The sequence below is a fragment of the Aliikangiella coralliicola genome (assembly GCF_007004725.1).
GTDB classification, from domain to species: domain Bacteria; phylum Pseudomonadota; class Gammaproteobacteria; order Enterobacterales; family Kangiellaceae; genus Aliikangiella; species Aliikangiella coralliicola.
In genome coordinates this window covers 445,147-462,483 of the sequence record NZ_ML660161.1, presented here as the reverse complement: position 1 = coordinate 462,483, position 17,337 = coordinate 445,147, and the positions used below count along the sequence as shown (strand labels likewise).

The following is a 17,337-nucleotide window of genomic DNA, read 5'->3' as shown; positions in this document are numbered from 1 at the left end:
TAACAATTTCTATTTTGAGAAATTGAAAGCAAGCTGAAAATCGTACAGTGACAGCAGCTTATTGTCAATAACCGACTAAAACTCATCGCTTGTTCGCCTGTTTTTTGCGACAAAATTAACATTATAAAAACGGAATGTTTCGTAATCGTTTTCCAGTAGCTGCAAAATAGGCATTGGCCACCGCGGGCGCTAACGGTGGCACGGCTATTTCACCAACGCCGCCAGGCTTTTCACTACTGTTAATTATATTGATATGAATAGGCGGTATTTCATTTATTCTTAACATCGAATAATCATCAAAATTACTCTCTTTGACACGACCTTGTTCAATCTCAATTGAATGTTTAACGGTGGCATTTAAAGCAAAAATAATCCCACCTTCTATTTGCGCTTTGACCGTATCAGAGTTAACCACGATACCGACATCCGCAACACAATAAATATTGTCGATGTTTAACTCATCAGCGTCATCAACTTTAGCTTCAACAACCATTGCAATATAGCTACCAAAACAGGGGTACAGAGCGATTCCAAGAGCGCGACCTGAATTTTCTCGTTGCTGCCATTGTGCAATGCGCGCCACATTCTCCAAAACCAATTTCGCCCGATTATTTGCAACCAGTTTCAATCGAAATTCTAGTGGGTCTACTTTAAGTGAATGGGCAATTTCATCGATAAAACACTCAGTCACGAAGGCGTTATGAGAACTTGCAATCGAACGCCATGAACCAATGGGCACACCATGGTTTTTATGGCTGAAATATAACGACTGATGTGCCATTGAATAAGGCATTGAAAGGGCGCTCCCGGCGACCAGTCCTTTCGATGCGCCGGCAGCGTGATGTTGCCAATCAATAATATTTTGCTGCTCGTCAATTTTTGCGGCAATTTTATGGTATGAAAACGGCCGGTAAAAGTCGTGCTGAATGTCCTCTTCACGAGACCAGATGAGCTTCACAGGAAAATCCACCTGCTTTGCAATAATGACAGCTTCTGCAACATAATCCTGCTTTAATCGTCTGCCGAATCCACCACCAACCAGCGTCGGAAAAACTCGCACATTGTCGGATACGCCAATTTTTCTGAGCATTTTACTAGCCCAATATCCAACGCCTGAATTCAGATTTTCCCGTGCTTCAGCCTGAGCGGCAACGGGGTGCTGTGTCGGCGCCCAGATATCACAACCATCGTCATGAACATGGACAGTACAATTAACGGTTTCCATTGGTGCATGGGCTTGAAACGCGGCAGAATATTCAGCATTAATTTCCAGTTCTTTACCGGTGGATACGATAGTTCCATTTTGCTTAACCAGCTCGCCCTTTTGATTGACCAGTTGTTGTAAGTCAGTTCGAATTTGTGCAGTGCTGAGTTTTTCTCTGGTAGATTCAGTCCAAGTGATCAGTAACTTATCTAACGCTCGTTGCGCCTGCCAGTACGAATCAGCGACAACCGCCACCGCTTTTTCTAACTTAACGACCTTTTGGACACCACTAAGTCCGGCAATTTTTGACTCATCAACGGATTGCAGTCTAGTACCAAACACCGGTGCGTGTTTAATCGCTGCAAATTTTAAACCCGGCAATTCAACGTCAATTCCAAATTGCGCTGCTCCAGTGACTTTATCAGCTGCATCAAGGTGTTTAACCGGTTTACCGATCAAGTTAAATTCATTCGGTTGTTTAAGGGTAACTTTATCTGGAACAGCTACGTTTTTCGCAGCTTCAGTTAATTCTCCAAAGGTAATTTGTTGTCCAGATTGCTTATTCCAAACCTTACCTTCTTTCGCGTAACACTCGGAAGTGGCCACCTTCCATTGATTGGCAGCGGCCCCTATCAGTAATTCTCTTGCCGTCGCCCCCGCCTTTCGTAACGGCGACCATAAGTTTCGAATTGATTTACTTCCACCAGTGTACATCGATCCATACTTTGACGATGCTTCAGCCAGTTCGACTTCCACTTTCGACCAGTCAACTTCAAGTTCTTCAGCGATTAAGATGGGAATAGCAGTGAGTATTCCCTGGCCCATTTCAACTTTTGAAATTGCAATCTGTACTCGATTGTCTGGGAATATTGTTAACCACGCATTAGGCGTGAAGGCTTGATTATCTTCAGCGTCATCGCTGCAGGCCGAGAGTTGAAAGCCAAGAGACAGGCCAACTCCAGCATAGGTTGTGACTTTAATGAAATTCCTTCGACCAGGATTCTCTGGCTGACTCATGCGAAAACCGTCCTAATTGTTTTTACTTGATGACTACCATTTTATACGCTCGTCTTGATGAAAGTTTGACTTCCAGCGCAGACGCTCTACCGAAATTATTAACCAAGGTAACTATTAATCAAGGTAACTGGCAAATATCTCTTGAATCGGTTTTTGGAAAAAGTTGATTGATTAGCTTTTAAAGAGACTTTTTTAAAATGTCTTGTTCTTTTTTAGTTATTTTTGTCTCTAAATATCAAAGAGCGGACTACTGGCTCCTTTCCACTACTGACTCCTTTCCACGACAAATCTTACAAGCGTTTCAACCGACTCGAAAACTTCTGCCGACAGATCATCATCTTCGGCCATAAATCCAAAAGTTTCTTCGATAGCGGTAATAATCGACACTATAGCCATTGAGTCGAATTCCGGAATATTTCCTAACAACAAGGTATCATCGGCCAATTCTTCAATGGCCATGTCAAGAGACAGAGTCTCGATGAGTAATTGTTTGATTATTGCGGAAACGTCTTTATTGCTCATAGTTGATTCTTCTACCGAATTTGGCGGGATTCTATCAGTAACTCGCGGGCTTTGCACATGAGAATTTAATCTGAATGGGCTGGATAGGCGAATAAATTGCATTAATAACTTCTTGTTAGTAAGGAACTATTGGGCCTGTTTACTCTTTTATAGACCGCAACTGTTGTGGCTAAAACTTTGTCAATCAAGGTCTTTGGAGCGCAGTTTAGTCATGCTAAATAAGCGACAAACAACGCAGAGTGGCAGGGTTTTAGCCACAACCCGCAGGGCTGGTCCTTTTTTTTGCCCAACCGCGTTAAAAGTCGAGCATGTAGAATAACTACATTACTCACCTTTTGCCTTGCTGGTTAAAAAAAATGAACTCGGCAGTTGCGGTTTATAAAAGAACAAACAGGCCCTAGCATTCAGAATAGTTTTTTCATATGCTAGCAGCATTAACCATTCTCCATAAAATCAGGCCCAGGAAAAAAATCGTGACAACTCAGGCGACATCTTTCAACAAAGATAAAATTAAAATCGTCCTTCTTGAAGGAATTCATGCAAGTGCAGAAAAAGTTTTTCGCAACGAAGGCTACACAAATATTGTAACTGCAGCAAAATCCTTGCCCGTAGATGAGCTAAAAGAGACCTTGGCTGACGCTCATTTTCTTGGAATTCGCTCACGTACCCAGGTAAACCCAGAATTACTTTCCCATGCTCCCAGATTGGCAGCCATCGGCTGTTTTTGCATTGGCACCAACCAGGTCGACCTGGAAGCAACCGAATTGCGAGGAATTCCAGTATTTAACGCACCATTTGCTAACACCCGCAGCGTCGCAGAACTTGTATTAGGAGAAATGATACTGCTGCTACGCGGCGTTCCACAAAAAAGCGCCGCAGCGCATCGTGGAGAGTGGATAAAATCGGCAGCCAACTCCTTTGAAACCCGAGGCAAAATCCTCGGCATCGTCGGTTATGGTCACATCGGCACCCAAACCGGAATATTAGCTGAAAACCTTGGAATGAAGGTTCAATTCTTTGATATTGAAAGCAAGTTAGCCCTGGGTAACGCCCGTGCTGCTGAGAGTTTCCATCAATTGTTAGAAACCTCTGATGTTGTAACCTTCCACGTGCCGGAAACTGATCTCACAAAGAATATGATGGATGAAACTGCGTTCAAACATGTGAAACAAGGTGCCATTCTAATTAACGCTTCGCGCGGCACAGTCGTTGATATTGACAGCCTGGCTAATGCTTTAAAAACTGGCGCTGTTAATGGTGCCGCTATCGATGTATTTCCCAAGGAACCCAAATCTAACCAGGAAGAGTTTCTTTCTCCATTGAGAGAATACGACAATGTGATCCTCACCCCTCACGTCGGTGGCAGCACAATGGAAGCTCAGGCCAATATCGGCATAGAGGTGAGCGAAAAACTGGTTAAATATAGCGACAATGGCTCAACACTATCTTCGGTCAACTTGCCGGAGGTAGCACTACCGTCACATAAAGGTAAGCACCGCATTTGTCACATTCACCAAAATGAGCCAGGGATTCTTGCTCGTATTAATGACGTATTTTCTTCTAATAATGTCAATATTTCTGCCCAATACCTGCAAACCAGTGCAAATGTTGGTTACGTGGTTACCGATATTGACCAGGCGTCAAGCGACAAAGCATTTGAAGCACTCAAGCAGATCCCCGGAACTATCAAAACCCGGATTCTCTACTAAAATCTGACTGCGATGAGTTCGCGGTATTATTAGGTCTTGTGGGTCACACAAGGCCTAATAATCAAATAAGCGAGCGCTTTATATGATTTACTATTGCACCAAAATAGTGCACTATTAAAATATTATTTTATAAATTCACCAAAATAGATCATTCGTAACGCACAGTTTAGATAAGAATGGATAAAAATCAGGGCGCAAAATTGAAGCATTCATGCAATTAAATGACCGATAAAATTCAATGTCAATTTTCTCAAACCTTTCACTGAATATTCTCAATACCGCAATCTTGTTCCTCAACAAAGCCTGCGAGGTGGAATACCTCAACCAATCGGCCGAACAACTACTTGGATATTCATGTCGTCAAATCAAAGGAGAAAACCTGTTTAGCCTGATAAGAGCGGACTTTGACCAAAATACACTGCACCAGTTTTATCAACAACGACAATCGGGTTTCATTGAAGAGGCCCAAATTAGAAGCGCTGCAGGGTTAGTAAGTAGTAACATTATGATTTCGCGTATCGAGCTTGAGCAAGAAAGCTATCTCCTGCTGGAGTTCCAGAGTAGTGAACACCACGCGAATATTCGCAAGGATATGGAATTACAACAACAAAATCGCGTCAGTAACCATCTTATTCGAAATTTAGCCCATGAAATAAAAAACCCTCTCGGTGGAATAAAAGGGGCAGCCCAATTAATGGAACGGAAGCTTCCCAGCGATTTTTCTAACCAGTATACGCAAATCATTATCAACGAGGCCGACCGCTTAAGTGATCTGGTCGGTCGGTTACTCCTTCCTGCTGAACCTGAGGAAAAGCAATCAGTAAATGCTCACTTACTCATTGAAAAAGCACTTGAAATTACCCTCTTGCAACACCAAAGCCCGATAAAAATTATTAAAAACTACGATCCCAGTTTGCCGGAATTATTACTATCCCCAGGCCAGATCCAGCAATCTTTGTTAAATCTGATAAAAAACGCGGCTGAAGCCATTGAAGGTGAATCGATTGATCGCGCTGGAGAAATTCAGCTTAAAACCAGAATCCTGCACCAACACACCATCGGCAAAGTTCAACACAAGCAAGTTATCCGAATCGACGTGATAGACAACGGTGTTGGTATACCAGACACATTATTGAAGGATATTTTTTTCCCAACCATCAGTGGTAAGAATAGCAGCGGACTTGGCCTGAGTATTGCACAGTCCCTGGTACAACGACATGGTGGAATTATTGAAGTGGAAAGCAAGCCAAGACATACCTGTTTTAGTCTGTATCTACCGCTGGAATATAATAATGACTGAAGCACAATCCAAAGATCTGCTATTGGTGGATGATGACGAAAGTATTCGATGGGTTCTCAATGAGCTCCTTCAGGATATGGGGCATAAAGTCACACAGGCCAATTCTGCCGAAAGTGCGCTCTCTGTGTTGGAGTTTCATACCTTTGATTTACTCATCACCGATGTACGCATGTCTGGAGAAAGTGGAATGGAGCTGCTTTCTCGATGTCAGAGTGCTTTACCAGATATGCCCGTGATCATTATGACAGCCCATTCTGATTTGGAAAGTGCGGTTCAAGCTTACCAAAAAGGTGCTTTCGAATATCTACCAAAGCCGTTCGACCTCGATGAAGTGGTCGCCACAGTCAACCGAGCACTGGCTCCTAAACCCTCAGTTAAAAGTCAGCAACAAGCAGATATTAAACATAATAAGTTTTCTATCATCGGCGAGTCTCCCGCAATGCAAGACTTGTATCGAGCGATTGGGCGACTTTCAAACTCTCAAGTCACAGTGCTTTTGCACGGTGAATCAGGCACGGGAAAAGAATTGGTTGCAAACGCACTGCACCAGCACAGCCCCAGAGAACAGGCACCTTTTATCGCGCTTAATATGGCCGCGATTCCCAAAGATCTGATCGAATCAGAGCTATTCGGCCATGAAAAAGGTTCATTTACCGGTGCTAGCGGCCGTTATCAGGGGCGATTCGAGCAAGCCGATAATGGGACTTTGTTTCTCGATGAAATCGGCGACATGCCCTTAGAAACTCAAACTCGCTTATTACGCGTACTCTCTGAGGGTGCATTTTATCGGATAGGCTCTAATCAACCGACTCATGTGGACGTGAGAATCATCGCTGCGACTCATCAGGACCTGCACAAAAAGGTCGAAAGTGGAGAGTTTCGCGAAGATCTTTACCATCGACTAAATGTCATTCCACTGCACTTGCCGCCATTGCGTCAGCGGAGTAGCGATATTCCACTGCTGGCTGAGCACTTTCTGAACACCATATCCCTTGAGCTGAGAGAACCACAAAAACGCCTTTCTCGAGAGGCCCTGGCGATTATGGAGAGTTACCCATGGCCGGGAAATGTTCGTCAGCTGGAGAATGTCTGTCGCTGGCTTTCAGTGATGGCCAACAGCCAGCTCATTATGCCCCAGGATCTACCACCCGATATTGCACCTGAGATTGAGCAATATGCTCCGCCAACTCAATGGCAAAAACAATTGTCCAGCAAACTTGTCAGTGATTACCAAAAAGGCGATCATCAGGCTTTTATTAAGGTTCAAGCTGAACTCGAACAATTAATCATTCAAACAGCTTTAGAAATAACCTTGGGAAAAAAGGCCGAAGCATCTAAAATACTTGGCTGGGGTCGAAATACGCTGACCCGAAAACTCAAAATCTGAATCCAATTAATTAAAAGCGAACCCGATGTTAAATATCGTACTATTCGAACCTGAAATTCCACCGAATACTGGGAACATAATCCGTCTGTGCGCCAACACAGGCTTCTATCTGCATATCATCGAACCCTGCGGTTTTGCGCTTGATGATAAACGGCTTCGCCGCGCCGGACTGGATTATCACGAATTTGCCGATTTGAAAATCCACGCCGATTTTGAATCTTTTATGCAAACAGAGAAACCAGCTCGGCTTTTTTCATGTTCGACCAAAGGGCGTAAAAATCCAACAGAAGTTAAATTTAATCGACAGGATTACTTAATGTTTGGTCCAGAAACCAGGGGACTACCTGTAGAAATATTAGAGAGCATGCCGGCTGAAAATATTCTCAGGCTGCCAATGGTTGAAAATAGTCGCAGTCTGAATTTATCAAATAGCGTAGCAATTTTTATTTATGAAGCCTGGCGTCAACTAGAGTTTGAAGGGGCATTTTTGCCTGAATAGTGGTTATGATTCAGTTATTACGATTCAGAATACAGGTAATTAACTTAACCTGAACTCGGGATAAGAACAGCCAGAAAACGTTTAGATTTTAAGACATTACTAACATATCGTTAAAGACAGGCAGTAAAAGGCGAGGCAGAAAATCGGCCAGTGCAAGTCTTTTAGTGGATATCAAGGCGAGTTTGCGTGGTAATAGCCAGCTATTAGTAGCAAATTCAACGCAGAGAGCCGCTAAAAGACTTGTGCTGGATGGTTGGTCTTATCCCGAGTTCAGGTTAATTTAATCACCCTCAACTTTCATGGCCCGAGTTAGCAATTCTCTTGCGGCCTGCTTTGGATCTTGATCACAATAAAGAATATTGTAGATTGATTGGCAAATGGGCATATCCACTTCATGAAGTTCTGCCAAATGACGCACTTCTTTAGTATTTCTAACACCTTCTACCACTTGGCCGATTTCAGCTGCAGCCTTTTCGGTCGAAGCGCCTTTACCAAGCGCCAAGCCAAACCGCCGATTACGCGATTGATTATCTGTACAGGTCAGCACCAGATCACCCAGTCCAGCCATTCCGGTAAAAGTTTCGATTCGCCCACCGAGTTTTTCGCCCATCCGCATCATTTCAGCAAGCCCACGTGTCACCAGCGCTGTTCGGGCATTGGCTCCAAATCCTAGACCATCCGCAATTCCTGCGCCGATAGCACAAATATTTTTGAAGGCCCCGCCAAATTGAACACCTTTTAAATCTGAGCTTAGATAGACTCTAAATGTTTGATTTACCAATCGTTGACTCAGGTCTGCGGCGAATTGGCCATCATCAGCGGCCAGGGTAATCGCAGTGGGTGATCCCACCGCCAACTCTTGCGCAAAAGTTGGGCCGGATAAGACAGCCTTAGGACAATCCTCTCCGAAAATTTCGATCACTCTGTTTTCTAGAAAATCGCTGCTATCTGGCTCCAGACCTTTACACGCCCATACAATTCTCACATCATCGTCTGTCAAAGACTTTATTCGATTGAGCGTTTGTGAAAATGCATAACTTGGCGTTACCACTAAAATATCTCGCGCAACTTCAATGGTTTTCTCAAAGTCACTGGTAATTTCAAGATTTGGTGGTAGTGGTGTGTTAGGAAGGTATTTCTGATTGAGTCTTTTCTCTTTCATCGACTCAATTTGCTCGGGGTCTCGCCCCCAAAATATAGTCCGATTACCATTTCGGGCTAACAGAATAGCCAATGCGGTACCAAAAGACCCTGCTCCAAGTACCGCAATTGGTTTTTGCAAAATATCAGACATTTGCGATTGGACGATAACTACTGAATAGTTTCCGAACCAGTATTTTCAGCACCTTCTGCTTGTTGCTGTGCTTCTGCCTGAGCTTTTTGCATACGTTCTGCGTAAAGCGCCATAAAGTTAACCGGTGCTAGTTGAAGAGCAGGTAGGTTTGCGCGACCAATCAGGTTTGAAATAACCTCACGGACGTAAGGATAAAGCGACTCTGGCGCTGCTGCACCTAGTAACTGGTGAGTTTGCTGCTCGTTAAAACCATTGATGAAGAACAAGCCTGCTTGCTGAACTTCAGCAAGAAATGCTGTTTTCTCTTCAAGTTCAGCGCTTAAAGTCACACTTAACACAACTTCAAAATGATTGTCTGCAACTTTGCGAGACTTACTGTTCATTTCCATTTTGACTTGTGGCTTGTATTCAACATTGAACAACTCAGGTAGGTTTGGTGCTTCAAAAGAAATGTCTTTTACATAAATTCTCTGAATGGCGAATTGTGGTGCTTGCTGTTCTTCGTTCGCTGCAACTTCTGGATTTGTATCTACTTGATCAGTCATAACTTCTCTCTTTTATCTCAATTATTAAAATTCTTTACAGGTAATTTCAGCGTAAATCGGACACCGCCAACTTTAACTTTTCACTACTGGTAAATTGTCCCCAACCCATGACGCCATGCCACCAGTCAGTTTATGAAGCCGCTCAAATCCCGCTTTTTGCAAGGTTTGGCAAGCCCCTGAAACTTGAATGCCATTAGCGCAAACCATAATAATGGGTCTGTCTTTGTATTTTTCAAGATCTTTTGCGCTTTCTTTTATTTTACTCAAAGGAACATTAACTGCTCCTTGAATATGACCCTTATTAAAATCTGCCTGTCCGCGAATATCAACTACTACGGCATCATCTCGGTTGACATAATTTGTTAACATCTGTGTCGTCACAGATTTTGGGCCATGAGCCATTATTTTAATTTGTAGGGATAACAATAAGATTGCAACAACCAACCAGGCACCTGATAGTTCCCAGTGGTTGATAGCAAATTGGATAAAATCGTTCATAACTCGCCTTTAAAATGCCTTTTTAATCTACTACAAGCGTCAATTACTTCGTCCTCAGCGGCTGAGGGAAAATAAACCCAAACACTTGTATTTTGAAGTTGTTTGGGTTTACAAGGCTGAGCATTATACACACACCAGATGTCCTTATCTATGGCGTTGGTGCCGCTTTGTGTTTACAAACAAGCCGATCAAAAAACCGTTCAGATAATTAATCTGAACGGTCCTTATTAACCTGTTGATTTTATTAAATATCAATGATTTGAATGACTAACCTGTTATTGATTGATAGCAGGCTCAACTTTTAGCGTTGCTCCTTCTGCGTCAGTTACTCTGATTAAAGTGCCGACTTCCAGATCATTGCCTTCAACACGCCAGAATGTATCGTCGATTTGAACTCGACCAACACCATTTTTAATGCCTTCAACTAGTGGAACCTGACGGCCGATTAAAGCTCTTCCTCGTTGGTTAAGCGTGCCCGACTCAGTATCGTCCTCCGGCTTACCTTTGCGCCAATGTTTCCAGGCAAATACACTTGTGATTGAGAACACCGCAAAAATCAGCACTTGCAGTTCCCAGCTCATTTCTGGAAACATAAACAATAACCCACCGACAATAATAGCGCCTATGCCAAACCACATCAGAATTGCGCCGGGAGCCAACATTTCAAGAATTAGCATCACAAAGCCGAAAACCACCCAATGCCAATATACCAGACTATCAAACATTTCATTCACCTCTTAGAACAGTCATGAAAATCAACCTCGCTTATTAACCCTGGTTAGCTTTTCACTGTCTTTACAATTTCCGCAATACCTGCAACTGAACCGATTACAGAACCCGCTTCTAATGGCATCATCACTATTTTTGAGTTTTCTGCCTTACCGATATCAGCCAGTGCTTCAATATATTTTTGCGAGATAAAATAGTTAACCGCTTGAATATCACCCTTTGCGATCGCCTCAGAAACCATATTGGTCGCCGCAGCTTCAGCCTGAGCCTGCCTTTCCCGTGCCTCAGCCTCTAAAAACGCAGCTTGCCTTTCCCCTTCCGCTTGCCTGATTTCTGCTTCCTTCTGACCTTCTGCTTTCAAAATTGCAGACTGTTTTTCGCCCTCAGCTTCTAAAATCTGCGCTCGCTTTATTCGCTCGGCTTTCATTTGCTGCGCCATCGCGTTAACCAAATCTTTAGGTGGTAAAATATCTTTGATTTCGATTCGCGTGATCTTAACCCCCCAAGGGTTTGTTGCTTCATCAACGATAGTCAAAATGCGCGCGTTAATTTGATCACGTTTAGACAGCATTTCATCCAGATCCATCGAGCCAAGAACCGTACGAATATTGGTCATCACAAGATTTTGCATCGCTCTTTCCAAATCGTTAACTTCATACATTGCCTGAGAGGCATCAACGATCTGGTAGAAACAGACGGCATCAATAGTTACCGTTGCATTATCCTGAGAAATAACTTGCTGCTCGGGAATATCTAATACTTGTTCCATCATATTCACTTTCGCACCAACGGTTTCAATGACTGGTGTAATCCAGTTAAAACCAGGTCGGAGGCTTTTGGTAAACTTTCCAAATCTTTCTACAGTATATTCAAATCCCTGGGGAACGGTTTTAATTCCCAGCAGGATTAAAAATACAATGACCCCCATGATACCTAACGCAATAAATCCACCATCCATAATATTTTCCTTGAATAAAAGTTAATCGAAAATTTTAATGCCGTATTCGTCTACGGATAAATATTAGTCTAATTAGTAAGCCCCAAAGCAATGTATAACGCAATGTTTTTATCACCAGTTGTGACAAATCAACAAACAATCTAACGATTTACAGAAAGAAAATATTCCAACTTATCGATGGAAATTAGAGAAATGAAAGGGGAATTAACGATGAGAGTTTACCTCGCTCATTTGGTGACAATAATAATTAGCGAAGTAAACTACTTGAAAAACAGTTTTGTCAGAAATATCTTAACTTACGATAACAGCAGTCTCATCTAACCCCTGAGCGCCATCACCGACAAAGCGAAAGTAGTTAAAACCGATTTTAACCATGTCACCGTCGACCAGTTTTTCTCGCTCTACACCACGCCCATTTAACTTAGTCCCATTGGTACTTTTTAAATCTTCCAGGTAAACCACTTCAACACCATCCATATAGGGATCAGACTCAACCACCAGACGCGCGTGCTTGGAACTCACAGATTGATCATCAATGACGATATCACAATCTTTTGCACGACCGAGGATGACTACTTCATCACTGATTTCCCACTTGTTAATCACAACATCTTCAACAATTAAAGCCAGGTAGGCCATTGATTACTCCCGTTAACAAATTACCACTAAAATTTTGGAACCTGATGAAACCCCACTGTACACCAACATTTTTAATTGACTGTTATCATTGATAACGCAGCCAATCAATATCAGTTTATACTTTACAATTAAACCTCAGTTTCAACTTTTTCGCCAGAACTCTATTGACCTTATGAGCCGCTTAATTAATCACTAAAATTAACGATTCCCAAGGTCAAATTATCTCGACTGCCCTGCACCATTGCCTGACGAGTCATTTCGTCACAAACTGCCTTTCCTGTGGCCGATTTTGTTAAATATCCAGCAATAACCGCTTCAGCCAAATGATCGTGAACACCGTCGGTCGACAACAATAAAACATCTGTCGACTGCAACTCTTGAGTAACAAAATCGACTTCAACTTCCTGTTTAACGCCAATTGCTCTTGATAATAAATGCTTGCTATTCGAGCGCGCCGCTTCCTCTGAACTGATAGAACCTTTTTTTAACAAGTATTGAATCATCGAATGATCCTGAGTTAACTGGCTTAGCGTGTTTCCTCTAAAATGATAGGCACGAGAATCGCCTACCCAGGCAAGGTATGCTCGCTCGCTGTCACAAACCAACAATACGCCGGTTGTTCCCATTCCGTGATAGTCAGGATTAGTTTGAGCTGCTTGATAAATACTACTATTAGCACGAGTTAAAGTCGCAACAATCCAATCTTTCCAACCCAGCGACGGTACAGCACGTATTGTATCGAATTCTGCTTCTACCTTTTCAACAAGCTTTTCACTAGCAATTTCACCCGCTTTATGCCCTCCCATTCCATCGGCAACAATCATCCACAAAACACCCAAACTTGAATCGATACCGTAACGAATGGCATCTTCATTATTAGGACGAACATTTCCTTGTTCACAAGCTGTTTCAACTTTATAAATCATATAATAGGTGCCTTTTTAAAATCTCGTTTCAGCGCGCTGATTAGCGCATGCTTAAACTCGAACATCGTTTGATAGCGTTTACTGATATCCTTTTGCAGAGCTTTATTCGTAATCCTCACTGCACTAGCGGGTAAACGACTGTCCCAATGTCTCACCGACTGGTGTTTACTCTTCGTAATGTGATAGGCGACGCTGGCGATAGATTCCCCATTAAACGGCAGATAACCACTTAACAATTGGTAAAAAGTGACACCAAGACTAAATATGTCGCTACGGCCATCAACTCGCTTACCTAATACTTGCTCGGGCGACATATAAAATGGACTTCCCATAATGGTTCCCGTCCGAGTTTTACTTTGGTCAGCGACACAAGCAATGCCAAAGTCAGTTAATGTCACTCGCTGAATATCATCGTCGTAAATCATATTGGCTGGTTTGATGTCGCGGTGAACAACATGTTGCTTATGTGCATAATCAAGCGCGTCGGTTATTTGAATCATTAGTTGATAAACCAGTGGCGCAGGCAACAAGTTTTCCGGTTTGAGGAAGTTAGACAAGGGAGCGCCTGTCAATAAGTCCATGGCAATGTATCCCAAATCGCCTTCATCACCGACATCATAAATGGTCACAATATTGGCATGACTTAAATTCCCTGCAGTCTCCGCTTCGCGAAAGAATCGCTCCCTGGTTTCCGCAAAATTTTGATCGTCCTGCGCATCACTAAGCTGCAACGTTTTAATGGCAACATGACGGTTAATTTTAGGATCGACTCCCTGAAACACAATTCCCATCGCGCCTTTGCCTAAAACACCTTCTACGCGATAACGGCCGAAGTTTTCTATATTTTGAATTGGGCTAGTCATCGACCCAGGATTAGTCTGGCCAGGTTCGATCACCAAAGTCGATTCTAATTGCTCTTTGCCAAGCACCTGATGATACTCTGACCACTTTTGCTGACTGCCTTCGTGCTTAATACCAGTCTGGTTAATCCACTCAAATAACTTAGCAGCCAACGACTTGTTTTGTTGTGCTTCCGCTCGCAAAGCGATATCGAATACCTTTTCTACCAGATTCAAATCCGGCGATGTATTATTCAGCCAGGGTTGTATTTTTTCAAACTGCTGAGTTTCAAAAAACGTCGGCGCGGCGAGCGATAAAATTTCATTTTGCTGGTTTCTTAACGCGATAAACTTTAGCCGCTCAAAATGATAGCCGGTTAACACCAGCCAAACCGGGAAAACATATGCAAGCACCGGCAATATGGGCAACCATTGCATCTGGCTGAAAGCGACATATTGTCCCAATACCAACAAAGTGATGAAAGCAGCCATAATGGCCAACTGCTTAGTCAGCGAGAAACGAATCAAAAACCAGGTTAGAGCCAGCCCGAAAATTACCAGCAGCCAGCTAGATAAAATTACTGGCCACCCTTGAACCAGATAGTTTCCCTGTTCCAGCCTTGCCAAAGCGCGTACAACTTCGTTTGTTTGTTGAAAATAACCATCTTCAATTAATAACAGCTGCGGCGCAGACTCAGCTGAAGTGGCAATGGCTGCTTGCAAATCCACAGAATCTAATGACTCTCCAGCCACAAATACATCGCCAGTAAAACCAGCCTGCCACCGATGACTGTTAGCAAATAGTTCAAAGTAATTTCCAACTTTCAACTGCAACTTTTCTAACATATTGCCACTAACGGCCAGCCCTGCAAAAGAAGGATAGAGCGATTCATCGTGACGCCATAATAATGAAGTAGCACCATTGTTTTGACGAACAACCGGCGCATAGATAGCATCTGCCGCAGTCACCCATTTTATTTCGGGAACGGCGCTCACTCGATTAATGCTTTGGCTAAACCAGCCGAGACTTAAATCACCGTTAGTGAACTGCCAGGCTGATGCTCTGTTATCAGTGGCAATCAATATCGAACGGCGCGTTGGCTGACTAGAAATATGCCGGTTAAGCTGTTGCATCATCGCATTATTGGGGCCAATCAATAGCGCCAAACTTGCATTTGGAAATCGTGCCATCAGTGTTTTCACTGACTGAAATGCCGACGGCCCTTCCGAGTTAATTTTCACTCGCATTATGGCCGAATCGGTCACTCGATTGGGCAATATCTGGTAAAGCAGTTCACGGTTCCATTGGTTAAGTTGATTGAGTTTTCCGATATGAATTAGCCAACCTACCGCAGCAACTACCAAAACCAACAAATAAAACCAACCAGTTTTGTACAGAGGTAATTCACTTTTTTTCATGTTTGCAACAGCCTAAATGGCATGGTTTGTTGAGAAATTATTGAACTTCGGTGACAAAACAACACTAAAATTTCCGTGTTCGCATCGAGCAAGTTAACCTGCTGAAATAATTGGCCAAAGAACAACCTATCTCCTTGATTATTGTTATTTTTAAGCGCACAGAGCGCTCCAATTCAGTCCAACCGTTTAAAGAATGAATCCCCGTCAGAACTAAATAACCCTTTATTATAGATGACTGTCTTGTAAGTGCTTAGCAATAAGTCACATCTTAATGAATTAGTGTATAATCAAGCGCAAATTCACCCCTAATCTGACGATTTATTTACGTATGCAACGAAGACCTATCGCACTAATCATCATGGACGGCTGGGGTCATAGCGAGTCTCCAGAATCCAACGCAATCATGGCCGCAGACAAACCAGTATTTGATGATCTTTGGAAAAACTGCCCTCGCACGCTCATTTCCGGCTCAGGAGAAGATGTTGGATTACCAGACCAACAAATGGGAAATTCAGAAGTTGGACATCTAAATCTCGGCGCAGGCCGGGTGGTTTATCAGGACTTCACTCGCATCACCAAGGCAATTAAAGACGGAGAATTCCAGCAAAATCCGACTATTGTATCAGCAATAGAAAAAGCGGTTAGCGCCGGTAAAGCAGTCCATTTGATGGGCTTGCTATCAGACGGCGGCGTGCACAGTCATATTGATCATATCAAAGCAACCTGTCAGCTAGCTGCAGATTTGGGTGCTGAAAAAATCTACTTGCATGCTTTTCTAGATGGCCGTGATACACCACCACAAAGCGCGGCTCAGTATATTGAATCGATTGAGTCACTAAGTGTTGGGCGAATCGCAAGTTTAACCGGCCGGTATTACGCGATGGATCGTGACCAACGCTGGGAACGTGTTGAATTGGCCTACCGCATGCTCGTTTCGGGTCATTCAGACTACACAGCCGAGACCGCACTTGAAGGGTTGCAAAACTCCTACGACAGAGAAGAATTTGATGAGTTTGTAAAGCCTACCGTGATTGGCGAGCCAGCACCAATAGAGTCTGGCGATGCAGTTTTATTTTTGAATTACCGTGCTGACCGAGCGCGAGAAATCACCCGCGCGTTCGTTGATCAAGACTTCACCGGATTTGAACGAACCCGCCTGGATATTAATTACGTTATGCTGACTCAATATGCAGCTGACATTCAAGCACCTTGCGCTTATGGACCTTTGCACTTACCGAAGGTACTGGGAGAGCATTTACAGGATTTGGGCAAAAAACAATTACGTATAGCAGAAACTGAAAAATACGCCCACGTGACCTTTTTCTTTAATGGTGGTGTCGAGACTCCTTTTGAAGGTGAAGATCGCGAACTCATTCCTAGTCCACAAGTGGCTACCTATGACTTACAGCCGGAAATGAATGCTCCCCTGCTCACTGATAAGTTTGTTGCTGCCATTGAGTCTGGTCAATATGATTTTATCATCTGTAATTTCGCCAACCCTGATATGGTGGGTCACACTGGTAATTTTGATGCCACCGTAAAAGCAATCACTTGCCTGGACAAATGTTTAGGAAGAATTATTGATGCGCTAAAAACTGCTGGTGGCGAAGCGTTTATCACTGCCGATCATGGCAACGCAGAGAAAATGTGTGATCATGAAACAGGTCAACCTCATACGGCTCACACCAATTTTCTGGTTCCTTTCATTTATGTTGGCCGAAATGCCGAACCAACGAAAGAAAATGGCGTCTTATCGGATGTAGCACCGACACTATTAGCGGCTGCTGGACTACCCATTCCAGATGAGATGACTGGAACACCGTTAATGAATATAGCAGACTAGTTAATTTCC

15 protein-coding genes are annotated in these 17,337 nt (G+C 43.2%); 5 read left to right on the top strand and 10 right to left on the bottom strand.

From position 1 onward, the window contains the following. Positions 1-121: 121 nt before the first annotated feature. On the bottom strand, positions 122-2,221 hold the full coding sequence (locus FLL46_RS04900) for a xanthine dehydrogenase family protein molybdopterin-binding subunit (RefSeq protein ID WP_142892360.1): 2,100 nt from the start codon (positions 2,219-2,221) through the stop codon (positions 122-124). 264 nt (positions 2,222-2,485) lie between these two features. Continuing rightward, positions 2,486-2,743 (bottom strand): acyl carrier protein, encoded by a 258-nt coding sequence (locus FLL46_RS04895; RefSeq protein ID WP_142892359.1) that lies wholly within the window; start codon positions 2,741-2,743, stop codon positions 2,486-2,488. Between the two features lie 473 nt (positions 2,744-3,216). On the opposite strand from FLL46_RS04895, the gene serA reads away from it, so the two are divergent. The 4 genes from serA (at position 3,217) to trmL (ending at position 7,638) form a co-directional block, all read left to right on the top strand. Beyond that, positions 3,217-4,452, top strand: coding sequence for a phosphoglycerate dehydrogenase (gene serA / locus FLL46_RS04890; RefSeq protein ID WP_246119265.1), 1,236 nt, complete (start codon positions 3,217-3,219; stop codon positions 4,450-4,452). A gap of 238 nt (positions 4,453-4,690) precedes the next feature. After that, positions 4,691-5,752, top strand: coding sequence for a nitrogen regulation protein NR(II) (glnL, locus tag FLL46_RS04885; protein ID WP_142892357.1), 1,062 nt, complete (start codon positions 4,691-4,693; stop codon positions 5,750-5,752). Further along, entirely contained in the window at positions 5,745-7,139 is a 1,395-nt protein-coding gene (gene ntrC / locus FLL46_RS04880; protein ID WP_142892356.1) for a nitrogen regulation protein NR(I), read from the top strand. Before glnL ends, ntrC begins: the two co-directional genes overlap by 8 nt. A 25-nt stretch (positions 7,140-7,164) precedes the next feature. Then, positions 7,165-7,638 carry a tRNA (uridine(34)/cytosine(34)/5-carboxymethylaminomethyluridine(34)-2'-O)-methyltransferase TrmL gene (gene trmL, locus FLL46_RS04875; RefSeq protein WP_142892355.1) on the top strand — a complete coding sequence of 158 codons (474 nt, stop codon included), beginning with the start codon at positions 7,165-7,167 and terminating at the stop codon, positions 7,636-7,638. 280 nt (positions 7,639-7,918) lie between these two features. Here trmL and gpsA read toward each other — a convergent pair whose 3' ends face one another. From gpsA to FLL46_RS04835, 8 genes are all read right to left on the bottom strand, one after another. Further along, a complete protein-coding gene (gene gpsA / locus FLL46_RS04870) occupies positions 7,919-8,932 on the bottom strand; it encodes an NAD(P)H-dependent glycerol-3-phosphate dehydrogenase (protein WP_142892354.1) in 1,014 nt (337 codons plus the stop codon). A gap of 17 nt (positions 8,933-8,949) precedes the next feature. Continuing rightward, positions 8,950-9,477 carry a protein-export chaperone SecB gene (gene secB / locus FLL46_RS04865; RefSeq protein WP_142892353.1) on the bottom strand — a complete coding sequence of 176 codons (528 nt, stop codon included), beginning with the start codon at positions 9,475-9,477 and terminating at the stop codon, positions 8,950-8,952. 72 nt (positions 9,478-9,549) lie between these two features. After that, entirely contained in the window at positions 9,550-9,975 is a 426-nt protein-coding gene (locus tag FLL46_RS04860) for a rhodanese-like domain-containing protein (protein ID WP_142892352.1), read from the bottom strand. Between the two features lie 275 nt (positions 9,976-10,250). Then, positions 10,251-10,700: an NfeD family protein gene (locus tag FLL46_RS04855; protein WP_142892351.1), complete on the bottom strand. Its 450-nt coding sequence runs from the start codon at positions 10,698-10,700 to the stop codon at positions 10,251-10,253. A 53-nt stretch (positions 10,701-10,753) separates the two neighbouring features. Then, the gene (locus FLL46_RS04850) at positions 10,754-11,662 is read right to left on the bottom strand and encodes an SPFH domain-containing protein (RefSeq protein ID WP_142892350.1); all 909 of its coding nucleotides are present in this window, start codon (positions 11,660-11,662) and stop codon (positions 10,754-10,756) included. A gap of 291 nt (positions 11,663-11,953) precedes the next feature. Next, positions 11,954-12,301 (bottom strand): FHA domain-containing protein, encoded by a 348-nt coding sequence (locus tag FLL46_RS04845; protein ID WP_142892349.1) that lies wholly within the window; start codon positions 12,299-12,301, stop codon positions 11,954-11,956. A 185-nt stretch (positions 12,302-12,486) separates the two neighbouring features. After that, positions 12,487-13,227, bottom strand: coding sequence for a Stp1/IreP family PP2C-type Ser/Thr phosphatase (locus FLL46_RS04840; RefSeq protein ID WP_142892348.1), 741 nt, complete (start codon positions 13,225-13,227; stop codon positions 12,487-12,489). Continuing rightward, the gene (locus FLL46_RS04835) at positions 13,224-15,485 is read right to left on the bottom strand and encodes a serine/threonine-protein kinase (protein WP_142892347.1); all 2,262 of its coding nucleotides are present in this window, start codon (positions 15,483-15,485) and stop codon (positions 13,224-13,226) included. The genes FLL46_RS04840 and FLL46_RS04835 overlap by 4 nt, the downstream gene beginning before the upstream one ends. 328 nt (positions 15,486-15,813) lie before the next feature. Between FLL46_RS04835 and gpmI the strand changes: the two genes are divergently transcribed. Next, complete coding sequence (gene gpmI, locus FLL46_RS04830) at positions 15,814-17,328, top strand: 2,3-bisphosphoglycerate-independent phosphoglycerate mutase (protein WP_142892346.1); 1,515 nt, start codon at positions 15,814-15,816, stop codon at positions 17,326-17,328. Positions 17,329-17,337: the final 9 nt, after the last annotated feature.